The sequence below is a fragment of the Enterovibrio nigricans DSM 22720 genome, from assembly GCF_900167155.1.
GTDB classification, from domain to species: domain Bacteria; phylum Pseudomonadota; class Gammaproteobacteria; order Enterobacterales; family Vibrionaceae; genus Enterovibrio; species Enterovibrio nigricans.
In genome coordinates this window covers 100,973-122,583 of the sequence record NZ_FUXU01000003.1, presented here as the reverse complement: position 1 = coordinate 122,583, position 21,611 = coordinate 100,973, and the positions used below count along the sequence as shown (strand labels likewise).

17 protein-coding genes, 6 tRNA genes and 1 pseudogene are annotated in these 21,611 nt (G+C 48.5%); 2 read left to right on the top strand and 22 right to left on the bottom strand.

Annotated elements, in window-relative coordinates:
• The 4 genes and pseudogenes from B5D35_RS02220 to B5D35_RS02205 form a co-directional block, all read right to left on the bottom strand.
• Entirely contained in the window at window positions 1–882 is an 882-nt protein-coding gene (locus tag B5D35_RS02220) for a carbohydrate ABC transporter permease (RefSeq protein ID WP_078750981.1), read from the bottom strand.
• The gene (locus tag B5D35_RS02215) at window positions 869–1,774 is read right to left on the bottom strand and encodes a carbohydrate ABC transporter permease (protein WP_078750980.1); all 906 of its coding nucleotides are present in this window, start codon (window positions 1,772–1,774) and stop codon (window positions 869–871) included. The genes B5D35_RS02220 and B5D35_RS02215 overlap by 14 nt, the downstream gene beginning before the upstream one ends.
• Window positions 1,775–1,876: 102 nt before the next feature.
• On the bottom strand, window positions 1,877–3,121 hold the full coding sequence (locus B5D35_RS02210) for an ABC transporter substrate-binding protein (RefSeq protein WP_078750979.1): 1,245 nt from the start codon (window positions 3,119–3,121) through the stop codon (window positions 1,877–1,879).
• An 86-nt stretch (window positions 3,122–3,207) separates the two neighbouring features.
• A pseudogene (locus B5D35_RS02205) lies at window positions 3,208–4,124 on the bottom strand (LacI family DNA-binding transcriptional regulator).
• A 412-nt stretch (window positions 4,125–4,536) separates the two neighbouring features.
• On the opposite strand from B5D35_RS02205, the gene B5D35_RS24705 reads away from it, so the two are divergent.
• Together B5D35_RS24705 and B5D35_RS24700 are read left to right on the top strand one after the other, a co-directional pair.
• Window positions 4,537–5,031 carry a YbiU family protein gene (locus tag B5D35_RS24705; RefSeq protein WP_244556478.1) on the top strand — a complete coding sequence of 165 codons (495 nt, stop codon included), beginning with the start codon at window positions 4,537–4,539 and terminating at the stop codon, window positions 5,029–5,031.
• A complete protein-coding gene (locus B5D35_RS24700; RefSeq protein ID WP_244556477.1) occupies window positions 5,009–5,773 on the top strand; it encodes a YbiU family protein in 765 nt (254 codons plus the stop codon). Before B5D35_RS24705 ends, B5D35_RS24700 begins: the two co-directional genes overlap by 23 nt.
• Window positions 5,774–5,830: 57 nt before the next feature.
• Here B5D35_RS24700 and B5D35_RS02195 read toward each other — a convergent pair whose 3' ends face one another.
• From B5D35_RS02195 to B5D35_RS02110, 18 genes are all read right to left on the bottom strand, one after another.
• On the bottom strand, window positions 5,831–6,439 hold the full coding sequence (locus B5D35_RS02195) for a transglycosylase SLT domain-containing protein (RefSeq protein WP_078750978.1): 609 nt from the start codon (window positions 6,437–6,439) through the stop codon (window positions 5,831–5,833).
• 92 nt (window positions 6,440–6,531) lie between these two features.
• Window positions 6,532–8,085, bottom strand: coding sequence for a glutamate--cysteine ligase (gshA, locus tag B5D35_RS02190; RefSeq protein ID WP_244556479.1), 1,554 nt, complete (start codon window positions 8,083–8,085; stop codon window positions 6,532–6,534).
• A 133-nt stretch (window positions 8,086–8,218) separates the two neighbouring features.
• The gene (locus B5D35_RS02185; RefSeq protein ID WP_078750976.1) at window positions 8,219–11,050 is read right to left on the bottom strand and encodes a M16 family metallopeptidase; all 2,832 of its coding nucleotides are present in this window, start codon (window positions 11,048–11,050) and stop codon (window positions 8,219–8,221) included.
• 118 nt (window positions 11,051–11,168) lie between these two features.
• Window positions 11,169–11,603 carry a YqaA family protein gene (locus tag B5D35_RS02180; protein ID WP_078750975.1) on the bottom strand — a complete coding sequence of 145 codons (435 nt, stop codon included), beginning with the start codon at window positions 11,601–11,603 and terminating at the stop codon, window positions 11,169–11,171.
• Between the two features lie 6 nt (window positions 11,604–11,609).
• Window positions 11,610–12,176: an HAD-IA family hydrolase gene (locus B5D35_RS02175; RefSeq protein WP_244556476.1), complete on the bottom strand. Its 567-nt coding sequence runs from the start codon at window positions 12,174–12,176 to the stop codon at window positions 11,610–11,612.
• The gene (locus B5D35_RS02170) at window positions 12,173–13,108 is read right to left on the bottom strand and encodes an NADP-dependent oxidoreductase (protein WP_078750974.1); all 936 of its coding nucleotides are present in this window, start codon (window positions 13,106–13,108) and stop codon (window positions 12,173–12,175) included. Before B5D35_RS02170 ends, B5D35_RS02175 begins: the two co-directional genes overlap by 4 nt.
• Before the next feature lie 98 nt (window positions 13,109–13,206).
• Complete coding sequence (locus tag B5D35_RS02165) at window positions 13,207–14,337, bottom strand: sodium ion-translocating decarboxylase subunit beta (protein WP_078750973.1); 1,131 nt, start codon at window positions 14,335–14,337, stop codon at window positions 13,207–13,209.
• A 10-nt stretch (window positions 14,338–14,347) separates the two neighbouring features.
• On the bottom strand, window positions 14,348–16,144 hold the full coding sequence (gene oadA / locus B5D35_RS02160; RefSeq protein WP_078750972.1) for a sodium-extruding oxaloacetate decarboxylase subunit alpha: 1,797 nt from the start codon (window positions 16,142–16,144) through the stop codon (window positions 14,348–14,350).
• Window positions 16,145–16,181: 37 nt separating this feature from the next.
• A complete protein-coding gene (locus tag B5D35_RS02155) occupies window positions 16,182–16,427 on the bottom strand; it encodes an oxaloacetate decarboxylase subunit gamma (protein WP_078750971.1) in 246 nt (81 codons plus the stop codon).
• 439 nt (window positions 16,428–16,866) lie between these two features.
• Window positions 16,867–16,945 (bottom strand) — tRNA-Arg (locus B5D35_RS02150).
• A gap of 100 nt (window positions 16,946–17,045) precedes the next feature.
• A tRNA-Arg gene (locus B5D35_RS02145) sits at window positions 17,046–17,122 on the bottom strand.
• A 47-nt stretch (window positions 17,123–17,169) separates the two neighbouring features.
• Window positions 17,170–17,246, bottom strand: a tRNA-Arg gene (locus B5D35_RS02140).
• 12 nt (window positions 17,247–17,258) lie between these two features.
• Window positions 17,259–17,351 (bottom strand) — tRNA-Ser (locus B5D35_RS02135).
• Between the two features lie 10 nt (window positions 17,352–17,361).
• Window positions 17,362–17,438: transfer RNA gene (locus B5D35_RS02130), tRNA-Arg, on the bottom strand.
• 22 nt (window positions 17,439–17,460) lie between these two features.
• Window positions 17,461–17,535, bottom strand: a tRNA-Ser gene (locus tag B5D35_RS02125).
• A gap of 219 nt (window positions 17,536–17,754) precedes the next feature.
• Window positions 17,755–17,952: a carbon storage regulator CsrA gene (gene csrA, locus B5D35_RS02120; RefSeq protein ID WP_002537591.1), complete on the bottom strand. Its 198-nt coding sequence runs from the start codon at window positions 17,950–17,952 to the stop codon at window positions 17,755–17,757.
• Window positions 17,953–18,433: 481 nt separating this feature from the next.
• Window positions 18,434–21,019: an alanine--tRNA ligase gene (gene alaS / locus B5D35_RS02115; RefSeq protein WP_078750970.1), complete on the bottom strand. Its 2,586-nt coding sequence runs from the start codon at window positions 21,017–21,019 to the stop codon at window positions 18,434–18,436.
• Between the two features lie 152 nt (window positions 21,020–21,171).
• The gene (locus B5D35_RS02110) at window positions 21,172–21,609 is read right to left on the bottom strand and encodes a regulatory protein RecX (RefSeq protein WP_425291142.1); all 438 of its coding nucleotides are present in this window, start codon (window positions 21,607–21,609) and stop codon (window positions 21,172–21,174) included.
• Window positions 21,610–21,611 lie beyond the last annotated feature (2 nt).

Here is a 21,611-nt window from a genome sequence, read left to right as displayed (position 1 = left end):
TTATCCTTTTACTGAGCCAGCCATCAGACCGCGAACAAAATAGCGCCCGGCCAGGATATAAACCAATAGTGTCGGCAACGCTGCAATCATTGCACCGGCCATATGTACGTTGTATTCCTTCACACCGGTTGAAGAATTTACCAAGTTATTCAGCGCCACCGTAATCGGTGCCGTACTGCCTGACGAGAACGAAGCGCCAAACAGAAAGTCATTCCAGATGTTCGTAAACTGCCAAATAATGGTGACCACGATAATGGGGCCTGAACTAGGCAAAAGAATCCGAAAAAACATCTGAAAGAATCCAGCGCCATCAATCATGGCAGCGCGGATCAACTCGCTAGGGAAGGCTTCGTAGTAGTTACGGAAAAAGAGCGTGGTAAACCCCACACCATAGATAACGTGTACCAGCACTAACCCAGATGTGGTGTTTGCAATACCGAGCGTACCGAGCACTTGACTCATTGGCACCAATACCACCTGAAACGGGATAAAACAGCCAAACAGCATCAGTCCGAATACCCACTTATGCCCAGGGAAGCGCCACTTCGTCAGTACATAGCCATTGAGAGCCCCTAAGATCGCGGAGATCAGCACACCAGGTACAGTGATCATGATCGAGTTAGAAAAATACCCGCTGATCCCTTCACACGTTAAACCAATACAGGCCGTTCCCCATGCAGAAATCCATGGTTCGACAGTCCATACCTCAGGCAATGCCAACATGTTCCCCTGACGAATTTCATCCAACTCTTTAAATGAGGTTACCAGCATGACGAACAGAGGAAGCAAATACATACAGGCAAATACAACCAAGGTGGTGTAAATCAATACCCGCCAAAACTTAGCACCTTGGAACGGCGATTTGTTATCAATGCTTTCCATGCTTTGGCTCCTTCAGCTCGCTGTAAAGGTAAGGCACGATAATGGCCGCAATGGTCATCAGCATAATAATGGCACTGGCTGACCCGACCGCCATTTGATTCCGCGTAAAGGTATAGGAATACATAAATGTTGCGGGTAACGCTGTCGCATTGCCCGGTCCGCCCCCCGTCAACGCGATAACTAAGTCATAACTTTTAATCGCCATGTGTGCGAGCACGATAAACGCACTGAGAAAAACAGGCCGTAACTGCGGAATAATAATTCGACGATACATTTGAAAGGATGAAGCACCATCCAACTGAGCTGCTTTTAGCATTTCACTATCTATGCCTCGAAGTCCTGCCAAGAACATTGCCATGACAAAACCCGACGTTTGCCAAACACCCGCAATGACGACCGTATATATCGCCATGTCTGGATTGATGAGCCAGTCAAAGCTGAAACTCTCCCAGCCCATTTCATGCATGGTTTTTTCCAGCCCAAGACCAGGGTTAAGAAACCACTTCCACGCTGTACCTGTCACGATAAAGCTCAGTGCCATGGGGTATAAGAAAATGGGTCTAAGACCCCCTTCAATGCGAATTTTTTGATCGAGCAAAATGGCCAACAACAGGCCCAGCGCACAACAGATGACGATATAGAGAATGCCAAAAATGGCCAAATTTTCGAGCGCGACTTGCCAGTTCAGGCTGTTCCATAATTTTTCGTAAGGGCGTATTCCATCGAGATTATAGTTAGGAAGCATTCGCGAACGGCTAAACGAAATGTACGTTGTCCATATGATAAAGCCGTAGACAAAAAAGAGGATCAGCGCGAATGAGGGGGCAATAACAATTTTCGGCAGTACCTGCTGCCAAAACTGCCTCGATCCGAAGTTTCCTTGAGAAGACATATATCTATCCTTGATAACATTAAAGACGAATACATCGTTTCGAGAGACAGCGTTAACGAACCGTCTCCCGAAACTCGTCAAATTGTTTCGTTGAATTCGCTTTTACTGAGCATCCTGCACCGCTGAAACCAAGGCTTTCGTTGCTTGCTTAGAGTTCATGCCTCCATTGAAGTGATTGGTTACCACGTCATAAACAGCATTTTTCACTGCAGCAGGAGCGGCGTGACCATGCGCCATACTGCCCACTAACGTGCCGTTTTTATTTGCTTCTGCCAGATCGGCCATACCTTTCTTACCGCAGGCATCAAACGCTTCATTGGACACATCAGTACGTGCTGGAACCGAGCCTTTCACCACATTAAATGCCGATTGGAACTCTGGTGACATTATGGCTTTGGCCATCGCTTGTTGTGCTTTGGAGTCACCGACATCAAACATTACAAACTGGTCTGCATTAAAGGTCACCATGCCTTGTGTGCCCGGCATACGGAAACAAGCGAAATCCTCATTCGGTACCTTCCCTGCCTTCAAGAATTCCCCTTTTGCCCAATCCCCCATGATTTGCATGCCCGCTTTGTCTTCAATCACCAACGCTGATGCCAGATTCCAATCACGGCCAGGGAAGTTTTTATCAACATAATCACGCAGTTGTGACATACGGTCAAATATTTTCACCATGGTGTCCGAGCCAAGAGCCTCAGGATCCAAATCAATCATGGCTTTTTTGTAGAAATCGATACCGCCAGTTGTCAGTACCACACTGTCAAAAATAGTCGCATCCTGCCAAGGCTGACCGCCGTGTGCCAACGGGATATAGCCTGCCGCTTTCAGCTTATCTAGCGTGACAATCAGTTCTTCCCAAGTTTCAGGTTGTTTGGCTCCCACTTCCTTTAGCAATTTTTTATTTGCCCAGATCCAGTTGGTGGAATGCACATTCACTGGAGCCGACACCCATTTCCCGTCATAGGTCGAAAATTGCTGCAAAGCATCAGGAACCACAGCATTCCAACCTTCAGCGTCAGCAACACCATTGAGGTTTGCCACAACTTCTTCGGCTGCCCAGTCCTGAATATCGAACCCCAACATTTGTACCGCTGTCGGCGGCGTGCCAGACGTCACTCGGGCTCGCAATACCGTCATCGCGTTACCACCACCGCCCCCCGCTACAGGCATGTCTTGCCAACCAATACCTTGTCCCGCCAAGTCGTCTTTGAGCACGTTAAGCGCAGCGGCTTCACCGCCAGACGTCCACCAGTGCAGCACTTCTACATCTTCAGCGTGCGCTGAAGCCATCGTTCCGATTACGACCGCTGCTGACAGCATTGACTTTACCCGTTGACTTTTCATGTTCACCTCGTTTTATTTTCATGACATGACCCGTGGGTCTGAGTACTTCAAAAAACCTGCTGGAACTTCCTGTCGCGCTAAGCGCTCTACAATGCGCTTTTTGGAGCCTGCGTCGACAATCGCTGAACCAATTCAACACCGACCAAAATCTTGTTTGGGGTTTGTTGAGAAGCCAGCAAGCGTTGCAGCAAGTAACATGCTTCTCGTGCGATATCTTCCCCTTTCACTCTTACTGTTGAGAGGCTGGGGTGTACCAAACGAGAGTCTTCTAAATCGTCAAATCCAATCACAGAGATATCCTTTCCAGGCTCTTTCCCTGCCTCATAAAGTGCAGCGTATACGCCATATGCAACCACATCGGTAAAGCAGACAATGGCGGTTACTTCTTGGGCCAACGATAACAATCTCGCTGTCGCTTCTTGCCCGCCAGACCGACTACTCGAACTCGACTGAAAATAATTCGCAGGCACCGTCAATCCAGCTTCATTCATTGCATCAATGAACGCGTCGCAAGATATGTACCCAAGCGATTTTCAGCCATGACGGCGGGGGAGGAAAAGTTTTCCACTTCACGCATGATGGAAATAATGGGGAGGCCAGTAGATACAATGTCATCTATCCAGCGACTATCCGTTTCTGGTGCAGGTGTAATAATAATGGCCGCCACGTTGTGGCCTCGCAAAGCCTGAACAAACTGATTTTGCCGTTCAAGACTCTCGTTGACGTCCATGATGATTGGAATGAAACCCAAGTTATCGAGATGAGGCTCAAGGCCTTTGATGATTTGGCTGAAATAAGGGCTGGTCAGATTATTTGAAAGCACAGCAACAATTTTGGAACGACCACCACGCAAGCTGGCGGCACCTCCGTTATACACATACCCAAGCGCTTTGCACGCTTCGTTGACACGCTGCTGTTTCTCTTCACTGATAGACTTGCTGCCATTTAAAACCAGTGAAACTGTCGATTTTGATACCCCGGCGACCTTGGCAACATCGACCATAGTGACGCGTTTTTGAGGGAAATCCTTTCCATCTTTGATGTTCATTGCCACTCATCCAAAACTACAACAACAAGCAGATTCAGCCACTGCTTACGACAAGTACCTTTTGGAACCTTCCATTATGCTCCTCGTAAAAACTTAGAACACAACGGCAGTAATTCAATGATTTTTAGAGATCCAGATCTCAATACGGTAAATTTTGTTGCAAAAATGTAGCTGAAAAACTCCAGTCACTTGGATTTTTATTGGCACGTGACAAAAGCGATATGCAACTCCTTACTTAGATTTTGAAGCAATATCCTCATTCCAACGACATCGTCTCTACGTGGATTTGCCCTACACTAATCCATACGAATCACTGTAAACAGCAACACCGATGTGACTCAATTCAAGTGCCGAACAAGGAGATTGTATGGCCCTTTCTATGGAAAACCTGCCCAAGCAAGTTCAAGACTTTAAAAAAGCTTTAAAAACCAAAGTGCCTGACTATTCACGTCGATTTGAACAAATAGAAGAGGCGATGGAAAAAGAGGTTTTGCGTATCCAGCAAGAAGAGAGGTTGGGGTCTGCGATTCCGCAGTTTGCGTTTTCTGATATCGCTGAAAATGGCTTTGATGAAGCACAAAAACAACAGGTTCTCAGGGCCGGCGGTTGTATAATACGTGGAACATTGCCAGCAGCAGACGTCACCGCGCATAACGAGAAGTTGTCACGATATATCGTTGAAAACGGCTACTACGAACATACTCCGACCGTTGAAGACAATTACTTCAGCCAGCTAAATTCAGATAAACCTCAGCTCTTTGGCATTTACTGGTCCCAAGCTCAGATCTGGGCGCGTCAGCACCCTAATATGGCAACCACTCCGTCGTCACCTGAATCATTTGTGGACGTGGAAAGATGGTGATGAAACCTTTTTCAATCCGGACTTAGAGGCCAGTTACGCCGATCGAGTCAGGCGTCGCGAGCCTGGCGATGCCACGCTAGGACTGTCTCCGCATGTTGATTCAGGCTCCATAGAACGCTGGATAGAACCTCATTATCGCGAAGTTTACCGTGATGTTTTCCTTGGCGACTGGCACAACTATCGCGCTTTTCATGGCGCAAACCGCGTCGACGTAGAAGAATACCCCTCACCCGCGGTGTGCAGCGTATTCCGCACCTTTCAAGGATGGGTTGCTTTAACGCATCAGGGTCAAGGCGATGGCACGCTGCAAATGGTGCCGTCAACCCTTGCCATGCCTTATATGCTGCTTCGCGCTATTCAAGATGATGTACCGGACAATGACCTCTGTGGTGCGGAACCAGGACGTGCTTTGACCGTCTCTGCCAAGTGGCATCCCTTGCTGTTAGAAGGGCTGGTTTCCATACCAAAAATGCAGCCCGGTGACACCGTCTGGTGGCACCCAGACACGATTCATGCCGTAGAAGATAAACACAACGGGAATGGCTTCAGTAACGTGCTGTTTATAGGCGCAGCGCCAGATTGTGAGAAGAATCGACAGTTTCTTGTCAAACAACGCAGTGCTTTTCTTGCGGGAAAAAGTTGTCCTGACTTTGCGCCCGAGCACCATGAACGCACATACGCAGGCAGAGCAACTGAAGACGATTTAACGCCACTGGGACGCCAACAGATGGGCTTCGACTAAAACTAAAAAAGCACCGAGTACGGTGCTTTTTACTTATATCACTTGGCATGTTCAGTATTAAAACGGCCACCAACTACGATTATCTTCTAGCTCTTTACGACAACTTCGTAGCTGGCCGCCATAGGTTTTGGCTTGACGGTCGACTTTTCTGGCAACCTGCATCACTTTCGGCTTGGATTTGTAGCTGCCACGCTTAAACCCGCCTCGCCCCTCGTGATAAGCAAGATATTGGTTATAAGCATCCCACTTGGAAATGCCCAATTGACGCTGTGTTTCCGAGGTATACCAGCCGATAAATTGCAACGCGTCGCCAAAGTCGGTACGCGAGCCACCATTGTTTGTCGCTTTCTGGTAATCAGACCATGCTGGGTCTTGCGCCTGTGCATAACCGTAAGCGCTGCTCACTCGTCCCCACGGGATAAAACCCAGCACGTAGTCTCTTGGCGGCAATGCATCATGAACGTACGAGCTTTCCTGCTTCACGAACGCCATGGCAATGTGTATCGGTGTTCCCCAGTCATCTTCCATATCAACCGCATCTTCATACCAATCATCGTATTCACGAAAGATACTGCAAAGGTTATCGGATTTTTTAGGGGGTGGCGTCGCACAACCTGACAATACCAAAGGCGCCAGTAGCAACAGCCAATTGGGAGAAAAACGCATAGCAGTCCCTAATTTTCACACATGGATATTCAGACAAAAAACAGGCCGGAAGATGCCGGCCTATAATTTATTTTATCTGTAAAAGTCGCTTATTATAGCGATACACTATCACCAAAATACTCAGCCAGATACTGCTCTAGGCTGATAGCGTCGCCTTGCTCCACATCTTTTTGTCGCTTCAGACTGGCAGTACTTTCTTCTAAAAATTGCTGCTCAGAGAAGGTGTCATAGGCGCCATTTGCAAACAATGCTTTGTTTGCTGCCGCTATAGACAGACCAATTTTACCGATACTCTCATTTTCAATGATTTGCTTCAGCAAGCGTGCTGACAACGTTTTCTCAGGATTTTCAAACCAGCCAGAAAGCTCACGACAAACGGACTGATATTTGTCACCGCCATAGGCTTTGTCCATGATCACCGCCAATTCGCTCAATTCGGAAAAAACACGCTTTCCCCATTCTGCTTGAGTCAGCTGCTCACCTTCGCAACCAATTTGCAATGTCAGTCCAGGCTTACGACCTTCCAGAACAATCTTGTTCCAGTTGTCACGCCAGCACTGCATTTCACAGTCAGTCATGGGTTCGGACTCAGACAATACACTCCACGTCAGGAACAGATCCAAGAAGTAGGCTTGAGTTTCATCGATCCCTGTCGGGCTGAATGGGTTAACATCCAGTGAACGAACTTCAATATATTCCACACCGCCACGGTCGAGAGCTTCTGACGGCTTTTCGCCACTTTTTGCCACACGTTTAGGGCGAATAGGGGCATACAGTTCGTTTTCAATTTGCAGCACATTGGCATTGAGTTGTCGGTAACCCATCTCATCTTTCACACCGATTTTCGCAAAATCTGTCGATGGTGTCCCGATGGCGGCACGGACGCCTTGAAGATATTCCTCAAGGCTGTTGAAGCCAATTTTCAGGCCACTTTGCTCGCTGTTGGTGTACCCTAGATCACTCAAACGTAAAGAGGTCGCATAAGGCAGGTAGCACGTACCTTTGCCTACGGTCTCAAAGTCTAACGTCGATTCAGTTTTCTTAATAAACGATCCACAAAGCGCTGGTGAGGCACCAAACAAATACGGGATCATCCAGCCAAAGCGGTAGTAATTTCGGATCAAACCAAAATAAGCATCAGAGACAGCTTCCTGCCGTGCATACGGTGTTTGATCGCCAAACAACTGTTGCCAAAAACTGTTAGAAAACGAAAAGTTAAAGTGCACCCCAGAGATAATCTGCATCACGCTGCCATAGCGGTGCTTTAGCCCTTGGCGATACAAGGTTTTCATTCGTCCTACGTTTGAGGTGCCATATTGCGCGAGCGTAATATCATCTTCTTGTGCCACGTAACATGGCATTGAAAGAGGCCAGAGTGACTCATTGCCCATTGCGCGGTAGGTAAACTGATGGATGTCTTTCAACTGAGTCAGCATTTCAGGCACTGAATGGCTAACTGGTGTAATAAACTCCAGTAACTGCTCAGCAAAGTCAGTGGTGATCCATTTATGGGTCAGGGCTGAGCCTAACGCTTGAGGATGAGCGGCAGACGACAAGGTACCTTCTGGCAGAATACGCAGGGCTTCACGCTCTACGCCTCGGCCTATACCTTTTAGCGCTTCCGGATGTTCAGAAAACGCTGCCAACCTTTGGGAAAAACTAGTCAAGGCTGTACTCGTTTATAATTTTAAACAGTAAGATGGCTAAGCATAATCACTCTTTTCTGCAAAAGCCATCTCACTCTTTTTTAACTTCGCCTAACTATCTGTAAAAAGTTATTCAATTCTCAATCAATAAACGTTTTACAGGTAGACCCAATGCTTTTAACGACGGTTCAAGCGACGTGGCATCGCCCACAATAATCACTTGATAGTCGTCTGGCATGAACCATTTATGCGACTGTGCGTTCAAGGATTCTGAACTAGCAGACTCAATGATCGCTTTTTGCTGCGCTTTGTAATCAGCGGGTAAATCATGACGCATGATGTTGGCAATAAGACCGGCTTTGTCGCCCGGCGTTTCGTAACTCAACGCATCTTTTTGTCCAACGGCTAGACGAAGGAACGCAAGTTCATCATCCGTCATGCCTTTCGTTGCCATGTTGCTGAGCTCTTTACGCATTTCCGTCACGGTATCAACCGTGCTGTCAGCACGAACTTGTGCCTGAAACACGATACGTCCCGAGTTATCATCACCAATCACATAGCCACCAGCCCCATAGGTATAGCCTTTGTCTTCACGCAGGTTGAGGTTCAAACGTGAATTGAAGTTGCCCGCGAGATTAAAGTTCGCCAACTGGGTTTTGAACATCTCACCAGTTGCATCATACGGCATCGCATGACGCACCATTTGCACCACACTTTGTGGTGCTCCCGGTTTATCCACCAGCCAAATTTGAGGCTTGGTATAATGCTTCAACTCTGCATTTTCAGCTGTGCTCGCTACCTTCCCCTTCCAGCGATTCAGACCATTGATCTTAGAGAGCAATGCCTGCTTGTTAATGTCACCAACGGCAATCAGTCGTGCTTTATCCGGCGTGTAGTTGTTCGCGTAGAACGCTTTCACATCGTCTAACGTCAAATTGCCCAAGGTTTCCGTGGTGCCTTCTGGTGGCAATGCATGCCACGGGTCACTGAACAGCACTTCACGTCGAGCTTGTCCCGCCTGCCATTGTGGCGTTTGATGACTGAACTGAATGCCTTCTAGCGTTTGCTTCTTCAAGCGGTCGAAGTCTTCTTGGCTAAAACGCGGGTTAAATAACATATCACCCGCAATCATCAGCGTCTCACGCAGGTTTTTGGTCAATGAAGAGACACTGACCGTGGTGCCTTTTGCCGAAGCACTGATGCTGACTGACGACCCTAAACGATCAAGCTTAGCGGCGATCTGCTCACTGGTTTGGTTGGTGGTGCCCTCAGCAATGAGATCTGCCGTCAAAGACGCGAGACCATTCTTCCCTTTAGGCTCCATCAAGCTGCCCGCAGGAATGATCAGATGCATGGCGACCGTAGGCGTTTCGTCTGACACGGCCCCCGTAATCTCAATGCCATTACCGAGTTTAGCGTGGTACAACTCAGGCACTTTCACCGTAACGGCACCGTTTGGTGACGGTACGACACTTCTGTCAAAGGTTTCCGGCGTTTCACGCATTGCGGTCTTTTCCGATGCATTTTCATCACGTGCCGCACGCGCAGGCGTGAAGTTTTGCGCGTCCGCCTCTAGCGCTTTATTACCAACGGGGACCACGGAGACATTCACCGATGGTTTGTGCCAAATGTAATCATCAAATGCCTGCTCAACATCCTCGGTTGATATCGCATCGAGCTCCTTCAGCCATTTGTCCAAACGGTCAGGTTCGCCATAGAAGGTCTCATTCGCAGCTAACTGGGCCACTTTACCGTGTACACTCTGTAACCCAAATACAGCACCAGCCTCAGCACTGCCTTTTACCTGCTCAAGATCGTCTTGTTTGATGCCTCGAACCTTAAGGGAATCGAGTACTTTCATCACATCCTGGCGAATGTCTGCCAGGTCTTCTCCTTGATTACCAAGCACATAGAGCTGGAAGTTACAGGCGAGCTCGCCACAGTATTGATAAGCACTTGCACTCAGTGCCTTGCCAGGCTTCACCAAGTCTTGATAAAGCAGGCTGTTTCGGCCCTGTCCTAAAACAGATGCCAACATATCCAGCGACAATCTCGCTTCCGCATCGGGATATTCGGTCGGCCAGCTCATCACCAACATCGGTTGCTGAATTTTGTCTTCAATCGTAACAAAGCGGTCGGCTTCAATCGTCACTGGCCACTTCTCTGCTTTCTTCACGTCGGGGCCTTTCGGAATATCACCGAAATATTTTTCCACCCATTCCAGTGTTTGCGACACATTGATGTCGCCACCGATGGTCAAGGTAGCGTTATTCGGCCCGTACCAACGTAAGAAGAAGTTCTTAAGGTCATCCACATCTACGCTATTGAGATCGTCAACATACCCAATAGTCGGCCAACTGTATGGATGTTGCGGCGGGTACAAGGTCGCCGCCAGCGTTTCTTGCACTAAACCATATGGGCGATTATCGAAGTTTTGCGCACGTTCGTTTTTCACCGTATCACGCTGAATCTCAAACTTGCGCTGAGAGACGGCATTAAGCAAAAAGCCCATACGATCAGATTCCAGCCACAGCATCTTTTCGAGCTCGTTAGCCGGAACCGTCTCGTAATAATTGGTGCGATCGCGGTTAGTGGTGCCGTTCACACTGCCGCCAGATTCCGTCACCATTTTAAAGTGTTGCTGATCACCCACATGCTCAGATCCTTGAAACATCATATGTTCAAAGAAGTGTGCGAAGCCTGACTTGCCCGGCTCTTCTCGCGCAGAGCCCACGTGATATGTGACATCCACATGCACCAGAGGATCGGATTTGTCTGGGTGTAATATAACGGTGAGTCCGTTATCCAAGATATATTTCTGATAAGGAATGGCAGGGCCGTTACTGGTTGCCTTGTGTTCTTCAACGAAGGTAACGCCTTCAGGAAGCGTCATGGTGGAGGATGCTTGATAAACTCCGCATCCGGACAGTCCTAACGCAACTGCCGTGAGAAAAATATAACGCACACGCTATCCTTCAAATTTAAATCACAACACGAGATGACATAGACCGTCCCGTGTTGTTTTTACTTCATTGATCCCCAAATAACCTGAAGATGAAGCATTCAGGTTATTTGGGGATACGTTACATACTGAGTAGTCCGCGCGTGATCAGGGCGAGCAATAGGTACCTCACGCCCTTTCCAAACGCAATGAGCAACCAACACCAACGCTGATTAAGACGAAGCCAGCCAGCCGCCAGACACAAAGGGTCACCAATAATCGGTAACCAACTCAGCAATAAAGTCCAATAGCCATACTTTTGAAGCCAGCTAATGGCCTTTTGACCGTGTTTTTGCGACAGGGTTCGCTCTGGAATAAATCGGCCAATCCAATAGTTCGTCATGCCACCCAGTGTATTTCCTAACGTGGCCACCAATACCAGCACCGCAATGCCGTAGCTGCTCTCTTTCAGCAAATAGATGAGGTTAGCTTCTGAGCCACCAGGTAATAACGTGGCACTGAGAAATCCTGTCGAAAACAAAACCCACAGTGCCGAATCACCACTAATCCAATCCAACGTCTGTCACCCGTACATCAATGACATCCATACCTGCTGCATCCGCGGCATCCAAACCAAATTCGCATCTTCAAACACCAAGCATTTGGCAGGAGCGACATTGAGAAGCTCAGCACAGCGTAAGAAGGTATCGGGGGCAGGTTTGTGCGCCTCAACGTGCTCAGCACCGACAATCACGTCAAACAGCTCGAACAAACCGGCTTTTTTCAGCATGTCAGTGGCAAGCCCAGACAAGGTGCCAGTACCGACTGCCATCGGTTTTTTCCCTGCATAGCGGCGAGCAACGTCCGCAAAGGGTAGCACTTCCACATACTGATCAAGCAAGCTAACAAAGTGTTCTGTCTTACGCGCTGCCAGTACTTTAGGGTCGATATCTAATCCAAAGTCTTCAACCAAGGATTTAGCCGTCAGCAAGGTAGGACTACCAAAACGGGTTAAATACCACGTTTCGTCAACTTCAAAACCAAACTCAGACGCAGTCTGTTGCCAAGCACCAAAGTGTCCCGGCATGGAATCAATCAAGGTTCCATCCATATCAAATATCAAGGCGTCATATTGGTCATAACGACTCATTCAGGCATCTCCAGCAGAATTTTGCCGCGCGTGCGGCCAGTTTGAATATCTACGTGCGCTTGAACGCCCTGCTCAAGCGGGTAGGTTTTAGTAATTTCTATCAGCAAAGTTTTTGCTTCAATGGCAGCCAAGAGTACATCGAGTTGCACGGCATTGGGTTGGACCAGCATTCCCTGAGCGGAAATGCTATTCGCTTCAGCAGCCTCAATAATACGTGGCGCAGTGATAGTTGGCACAGTGACAACACGGCCCCCACTCTTTATACATGCCAGTGCGGCTTCGCCAACATCGCCACCCATCAGGTCAATCAAGACATCTACGTCTCGCACTTGTCTCTCTAATGCACTTTCGTTGTAGTCGAGAGCTGTCGCCCCCAGCGAAGACACAAATGCCGTATTTGTGGAAGAGACGCTCGTAAATACCGTCGCTCCCTTGGCTTTCGCTAGTTGGATGGCGATATGGCCAACACCACCCGCCCCAGCAAGAATAAGTACACGGTCGCCAGCCTTAACGTTCGCGAGCTCCAACGCTTGCAGTGCCGTCAGTCCCGCTACGGGTAAGCAAGCCGCTTGCTGGAAAGAAACAGCATCGGGAATACGAGTTAGCGCAGACGCATCAGCGAGGAGATATTGGCCGTAGCCACCGCCTTCAACAATACGGCCAACTACGCGCTCACCTGCGTTAAACGCTGCACCATCTGACACGACAGTGCCGGCAGCATCAAAACCGGGAACCCAAGGTAAGCTGTCTTTTATTTTCTCCGCACCCCACCCTAATCCTGCACGTGTTTTAGCATCAATGGGGTTAACACCAGCGAACGCTACCTTCACTAATACAAGGTTTTCACTGGGTGTAGGTATCGAAGAGTGTTGAAGCTTGAGAGTTTCTGGGCCACCAAATGCGGTGATAGCCAGTTGAAGGTTTTGAGACATACCTGTCGTCCTTACATGCTCAGTGAGAGACGAACAGTGTCAATAAAAAAGGCGGAAGACTCAATGCCTTCCGCCTGTTTATTTTCGTTTCGCTTAGGTTAGCCAACCAGAGCCAATAGAACACCTGCTGCAACAGCTGAACCCAATACACCCGCTACGTTTGGTCCCATCGCGTGCATCAACAAGAAGTTTTGAGAGTTCGCCTCAAGACCGACTTTGTTTACCACACGCGCAGCCATCGGTACTGCAGATACACCAGCTGCACCAATCAAAGGATTTATACTGTCTTTGCTGTATTTGTTCAGCAACTTCGCCATCAAAACGCCAGCTGCAGTACCAATACTAAAGGCCACAGCTCCCAGAACCAAAATGCCCAACGTCTCAAACTGCAGGAACTCATTTGCCTGAAGCTTAGAACCGACGGCCAGACCCAAGAAGATGGTCACGATATTGATGAGCTCGTTCTGTGCAGTGTTGGACAGACGGTCAACCACACCACTTTCTCGCATCAAGTTCCCCAGACAGAACATACCTACCAACGGTGTTGCAGACGGCAGGAACAGAATCGCCATCATCAGTACCGCTAACGGGAAGATGATCTTTTCTGCTTTAGACACATGACGGAGTTGATCCATCTTTATCTTACGTTCTTCAGGTGTCGTCAGTGCTTTCATGATTGGCGGCTGGATAATTGGTACCAGTGCCATGTAGCTGTATGCCGCTACTGCAATAGCACCCAACAGATCCGGCGACAATCGGCTCGCCAAGAAGATCGCCGTTGGGCCATCCGCACCACCGATGATAGCGATAGACGCGGCATCTGCCAGTGTGAAATCCATGCCAGGTATCAAGTTCAACAGGATTGCACCGAACAATGTGGCGAAAATACCAAACTGCGCCGCCGCACCTAACAACAGAGTACGAGGGTTTGCTATCAAAGCACCAAAGTCGGTCATTGCCCCTACACCCATAAAGATCAGGAGCGGGAAAATACCGGACTCAATACCCACATAGTAGATGTAGTAAAGCACACCACCCGGCTCCGTGAAGCCTGCATTTGGGATGTTCGCTAACACTGCACCAAAACCAATCGGGAGTAACAGCAAGGGCTCAAAGCCCTTGCGAATGGCAAGATAAAGCAGTACACAGCCGACGGTGATCATGACTAGCTGGCCAAAGTCAAAATTCGCCAGACCAGTTTCAGACCAGAGGATTAATAAACCTTCCATGTTTACCCTCTTACGCCAGGCTCATCAATGGAGAACCAACAGTGACCGAATCACCTTCTTTCACCATGACATCTTGAACCACACCAGAGCGTGCCGCACGAACTTCGGTTTCCATCTTCATCGCTTCGAGGATCAGCAGAACATCGCCTTCTTTCACCTCATTGCCTTGTTTGGCAACCACTTTAAAAATGTTCCCCGCCAGTGGAGCAGCAACCGCTTCTGCAGTACCTGCTGTTGGTGCTGACACAGGTGCCGCGGTTTGGGTTCCTGCGGCCGGCGTGACAGATGTCAGTTCGCCTTGAGAGCCAACAACAACATCGTATACCTGACCATTAACCTGAACGCTGTATGCTTCGGTCGCGCCAGCAGCAGGTGCTGGAGCAGCCGCTTGAGGAGCTTGAGCAACTGGTGCAGGCTCTTTGCCTGGAGCTGGTTCAAACGCATCCGGATTGCCACGGTTTTTCAGAAATTTCAAACCTACTTGTGGGAACAGTGAGTAAGTCAGAACATCATCAACTTGCGCTTCAGCAAGTAAAATACCATCTTCTTTTGACTTCGCAATTAGCTCGTCAGTCAGAATGTGCAGCTCAGGCTTAAGTAGATCCGCTGGGCGACAAGTGATGGCTTCACCACCGTCAAGAACACGCGCTTGAAGCTCTTTGTTCACTTCCGTTGGCGCTGCGCCATACTCGCCTTTCAACACACCCGCTGTTTCCTTGGTGATGCTCTTATAACGTTCACCAGTCAACACGTTGATCACAGCCTGCGTGCCTACGATTTGAGAGGTTGGCGTAACCAATGGAATAAAGCCCAAATCTTCACGCACACGTGGGATTTCAAGCAATACTTCGTCCATACGATCAGCCGCGCCTTGCTCTTTCAACTGGCCTTCCATATTGGTCAGCATCCCGCCCGGTACCTGAGCAATCAGGATACGCGAGTCGATACCTTTCAATTGGCCTTCGAACTTGGCGTACTTTTTACGGACTTCACGGAAATAAGCAGCTATCGGCTCAAGTTTCTCAAGGTCTAGGCCGGTATCGCGCTCGGCACCTTGCAGCATAGCAACCACAGTTTCTGTTGGTGTATGGCCATAGGTCTGGCTCATGGAAGAAATCGCAGTATCAAGGATATCAATCCCTGCTTCTACCGCTTTCACTGCTGTCGCAGCAGAAAGGCCTGTCGTTGCGTGGCAGTGCAGTGCCAACGGGATATCAGTAGAGGCTTTGATTCGGCTGATCAACTCTTCCGCTTCATACGGCTTAAGAAGACCGGACATGTCTTTAATACACAGAGAATGGCAGCCAAGATCTTCTAGGCGCTTCGCCAAATCGGTCCATGTATCCAGAGTATGGTAAGGGCTAGTAGTGTAAGAAAGTGTACCCTGAGCGTGAGCACCAACATTGATCGTCGCTTTTACAGCGCGCTCAAAGTTGCGAACATCATTCATCGCATCAAAAATCCGGAACACATCCATACCATTGGCATGTGCACGTTCAACGAATTTATCAACCACGTCATCCGCATAGTGACGATAGCCCAACAGGTTTTGACCACGCAGCAGCATTTGCATCGGGGTCTTAGGCATAGCCTTTTTCAGTTCACGCAGGCGAACCCAAGGGTCTTCCCCCAGAAAACGGATACACGCATCAAACGTTGCTCCGCCCCATGTTTCCAATGACCAGTAGCCAATATCATCTAACGCAGCGGCGATTGGTAACATGTCATCGAGACGCATACGAGTTGCAAATAAAGATTGGTGCGCATCGCGCAAGACAACATCGGTTATAGCGAGTGGCTTAGACATACGACATAACTCCTTGTAATTGTATGTTTCGCATCAGCTAACGCTGGCGACTACGGTATTTGTGCACTGCAGCAGAAATCGCTGCGATCGTTTCCCCTGGAATTTGCCCGTTCACATTGCTTGAAGGCATCGTTGTCGAGGCTGTTTGAGGCGGCAGTTCTTCAGGGACAAGCTTGGACATAAGTTTGACCAAGCCAATCAAAGTGGTGAGAAAAATGAAAACTACCATCATACCTGTAAGCATGAGCGCGGCAGCCTGCTGGAGTGTACTTCCCAGATCCATATCTTTGCTTCCTTTGCATCCTACTGACAAAACTAAAACTTCCATCAGTCCCGTCAATCTCGAAAATAGGTGTTACTTTTTTTTGAGATTTTACTTATTCATTTAAGTAGGTGGTCAAAATACTAACAAATGACAATGAAGACAATCCTGTAATGTTCATGAATTGTGCCATTTTCGGCCTCTGACGCAATAAAAATACGCAATTGTTGCCATTGTGTTAATTCGCGATTGAGGATTGGCTACTTAATTTGTTGCCAAATAAACATGCTAAAAAATAGCGTTTTATTGAAAGATATATATGGTTTTTTGGGGTTTATGCGAAAGGAATGGGCTAAGCAAAAGTAAAACAATAGAAAATAATGGGGATTGAGATACTGCAGGAGAATTTAAGCTGGGGAATTATTCTTGATATTTGCATGAAAATGCAAAAAAGAAGAAATGGCGCGACCGGGAGGATTCGAACCTCCGACCGCCTGGTTCGTAGCCAGGTACTCTATCCAGCTGAGCTACGAGGGCGCAGTAATCACTTCATGCATCAATCCGGATGCTAAGCGCTTCGTCGGAAACGGAGCTTCGTCCTTGGAAAGGCAAATGCCTTAGGGGTATCACAGATAAGAATGGCGCGACCGGGAGGATTCGAACCTCCGACCGCCTGGTTCGTAGCCAGGTACTCTATCCAGCTGAGCTACGAGCGCGCAACAATTCGGTTGCATTTCCTGACACAATCAGGAAATAAAAATAATGGCGCGACCGGGAGGATTCGAACCTCCGACCGCCTGGTTCGTAGCCAGGTACTCTATCCAGCTGAGCTACGGTCGCGCAGTGCAAGAATGGCGGTGAAGGAGGGATTCGAACCCTCGATACGGCTATAAACCGTATACTCCCTTAGCAGGGGAGCGCCTTCAGCCTCTCGGCCACCTCACCGCACAAATCATGGCGCGCTCGGGAGGATTCGAACCTCCGACCGCCTGGTTCGTAGCCAGGTACTCTATCCAGCTGAGCTACGAGCGCGCAACAATTCGGTTGCATTTAAGGAGGGATTCGAACCCTCGATACGGCTATAAACCGTATACTCCCTTAGCAGGGGAGCGCCTTCAGCCTCTCGGCCACCTCACCGTCTTGCGGAGGCACATATTACTGTGACGCCAAAATATGTCAAACACTTTATCCTGAAAAAATCACTTTCATGATGCGTTTGGACACTTCTCCGCCACTTTACCACATGACGGCATAAAAAAACCGCGAATTGCGTTTTAAATGAACAGCCTATATTTAACAAAAAGGCCGATCAAATGTCGGCCTTAAGTAAATCACAATACGCTTTTATTTAGAAGTTGCCGCCAGTCGGTGCTGGGTTACCCTTCTCAGCTTGTATGCGCATGTAGATTTCTTCACGGTGTACAGAAACCTCTTTTGGTGCATTTACACCAATACGTACTTGGTTGCCTTTAACGCCCAGCACAGTTACGGTAACTTCATCACCAATCATCAGCGTTTCACCAACGCGACGAGTCAAAATCAGCATTCTTCTACTCCTTGAGTAATTACAACTTTCTTTTCGTTGAGTCTGTTTGGTCTTCTTACTGCACGAAGTAAACTCATACGGCAGCTTAAGCTCCGAGATGGACGGTCAACTACTTTCCTTCCTTGCGAGCATCCTTTTGTCGAACACGTCCTTCGAGCAATCGTGTCCGTCTGGTTTTTCAATATGGCTTATTTCTTTGGCCAACTCCAGTTTGCCAATGAGATTTTGCACATAGAATCCAGACATTGTGACCCCTGTGCCCAGAAGATCACGTTGTGAGATACTGCGAGGCAAGAAAAGTTCATCCTACCGGCGCAAAAAATTTGGTGAATTTAGCTTAATAAAAAGCCTCACACTCTTTAAGGCGATGCACTATACAGCGTTAAAAAAAAAGTGCAAAGAATAAACTCAACAAAGAAAATAAACGAAAAAAGGCTTCCAGAGGAAGCCTTTCTTTACGTACTGTTTTCTTAACGTTTTTTTATTGCAAACGTTCAGTCAACCAAGGTGCAACAGTCTCCATCGCTGCTGGCAACGCGGCAACATCTGTACCGCCTGCCTGCGCCATATCGGGACGACCACCGCCTTTACCGCCGACTTGCTGTGCAACCATGTTTACAAGCTCACCCGCTTTCACGTTACCCGTCAGGTCTTTGGTCACGCCTGCAATCAAGCTAACTTTGTCATCAGCAACATTGCTAAGGAACACCACACCACTACCCATTTGGTTTTTCAAATCATCAACCATGGTACGCAGTGCTTTACTGTCGGCGCCGTTTAGTGCGCTGATCAATACCTTAACGCCGTTAATGTCTTTCACATTGTTGATCAGGCTCGCGCTTTCCTGCGCTGCCAATTTTTCTTTCAGTAATTGGATTTCTTTCTCAAGTGCTTTGGCACGATTTTGAGAATCCGACACCTTCTGAGAAAACTCCTGCTGCTGACGATAGAACGCTTCTTCCGCGCCTTGGCCCGTTACCGCTTCGATACGACGCACGCCTGCTGCAATACCACCTTCAGAAACGATTTTCAGCATACCGATGTCGCCCGTACGGTTTGCGTGGATACCACCACACAATTCGATAGAGAAGTCGCCCATGCTCAACACACGCACGTTGTCATCGTATTTCTCACCAAACAAAGCCATCGCGCCTTTCGCTTTCGCTGACTCAATGTCCATGATGTCGGTGCTCACTTCATGATTGCGACGAATTTGCTCGTTAACCATTTTCTCAACGGTACGCAGCTCTTCTGGCTTCACCGCTTCTAAGTGAGAGAAGTCGAATCGTAGGCCTTCAGCGCGAACCAAAGAACCTTTTTGTTGAACGTGCTCACCCAGAACAAGGCGCAGCGCTTCGTGTAGGAGGTGCGTCGCAGAGTGGTTCAATGCAATCGCTTGACGACGTGCCGCGTCCACTTTTGCTTCAACGTTGTCACCAACGCTTAGCGTACCGTCAACCAGTTTGCCACGATGACCAATTGCTGCACCGAATTTCTGGGTATCAATGACTTCAAATTTGCCAGCGTCAGTCATCAAGAAGCCAGCGTCGCCGCATTGACCGCCTGATTCTGCATAGAATGGCGTTTGATCGAGAATGATAACGGCTTCGTCAGCTGTTGCCAGCGCTTCAGATGTCATGCCATCGACAAAAATGTCGGTGATCAGGCCTTTGCCTTCTGTTGCACCGTAACCGGTGAACTCAGAATCGCTTTCAACTTTAATCACTGAGTTGTAATCAGTACCAAACTGGCCCGCTTCGCGCGCACGCTGACGCTGTGCTTTCATTGCAGCTTCAAAGCCGTATTCATCGATAGAGAAGCCTCGCTCACGCGCAACGTCATTTGTTAAGTCTGCAGGGAATCCAAAGGTATCGTACAACTTGAATACGGTTTCACCGTCAAGTACGTTACCGTCCAATGCTTCCAGCGCGTCATTCAAGATAGCCATACCGCGATCCAGGGTGCGACCGAAGTTTTCTTCCTCAATCTTCAGCACCTTCTCAACGATTGCCTGCTGCTTCTTCATTTCTTCGCCCGCGGTACCCATGATCTCAGCCAGAGGACCTACAAGCTTGTAGAAGAATGCGCCATTTGCACCCAGTTTATTTCCGTGACGTACTGCGCGACGAATAATACGACGCAGTACATAACCACGGCCTTCGTTTGAAGGCATCACGCCGTCAACAATCAGGAACGCACATGAACGGATGTGGTCAGCCACAACACGCAGTGACTGATTAGACAAGTCGACGTAGCCAATCACTTCCGCAGCTGCTTTGATCAGCGTTTGGAAGATGTCGATTTCGTAGTTTGAGTGAACGCCTTGCATGATCGCTGCAATACGTTCGATACCCATACCGGTATCAACGGATGGCTTAGGCAGAGGTTCCATCGTGCCATCAGCATGACGGTTGTACTGCATGAATACGTTGTTCCATATCTCGATGAAGCGATCGCCATCTTCTTCTGGAGAGCCCGGAGGACCACCCCAAATGTAATCGCCGTGATCGTAGAAAATCTCAGTACATGGGCCACAAGGACCGGTATCACCCATTTGCCAGAAGTTATCTGACTCATATGGCTTGCCGCCCTTCTTGTCACCAATACGTACGATGCGATCAGCAGGGATTCCCACTTTCTCATTCCAAAGCGCAAACGCTTCGTCATCCGTTTCATAAACGGTAACCATCAGACGGTCTTTTGTCAGTTTCAACGTCTCAGTCAGAAACTCCCACGCGTATGCGATAGCGTCTTCCTTGAAGTAGTCACCAAAGCTGAAGTTACCCAGCATTTCAAAGAAAGTATGGTGACGAGCAGTGAAACCTACGTTTTCCAGGTCATTGTGCTTACCACCGGCGCGCACACAGCGTTGCGCAGTCGTCGCACGCGTGTAAGCGCGCTTCTCTAGACCAAGGAAGCAATCTTTAAACTGGTTCATACCTGCGTTGGTGAACAATAGCGTTGGGTCGTTTGCAGGCACGAGCGATGAGCTAGGCACAATTGTATGCCCTTTGCTTTCAAAGAATTCGAGATACGCTGTGCGGACCTCGTCGGTGCTCATGTACATTGTCTAATCCTGAAATTGGAGTTGTAGTAATCACTGAATCGCATCAAACGCGACATGCTCAGAGTCAATTTGGTGCTCATTGTAAACAACCTGACCTGTTGCGAAAAGAGGCAGAAACAAGATAGCTCGCAGTATAGAGGAGGAATTCGTCTCTATTCGGTATCGTTTGCGGTTAACGCATAGTTGATTTGATCGAAAGTAAAGCCGCGGCTATTAAGGTATCGAACCCATTTAGCGCGTTGTTTGAAATCCACGTCTGGAAATATACCGTCTAAGTCACCGAAGCGTCGCTGGGCGAGTGCTTTGGCAAGCTCATACCAGTCATGTTGCTGATTTTTTTGCGCAGACTCTAGTTGTGCAGCACTGATGCCCTTTCGTTTGGCATCAAAGCAAATTCGTTGCCAGCCGTGTCCTTTATAAACACCTTGGCGGAGGAGGCTTTCAGCAAATCGTTGGTCATCGAGCCAATGGTGGTAATGACAGTTTTCGATCGCAGCGTCAATGTCTTCGGGAGAGCACTGTCGTTGCGCCAGTTTCTGACGCAACTCCAGCTCTGAATGATCTCGGCGGGCAAGCATGCCCACCGCCAATT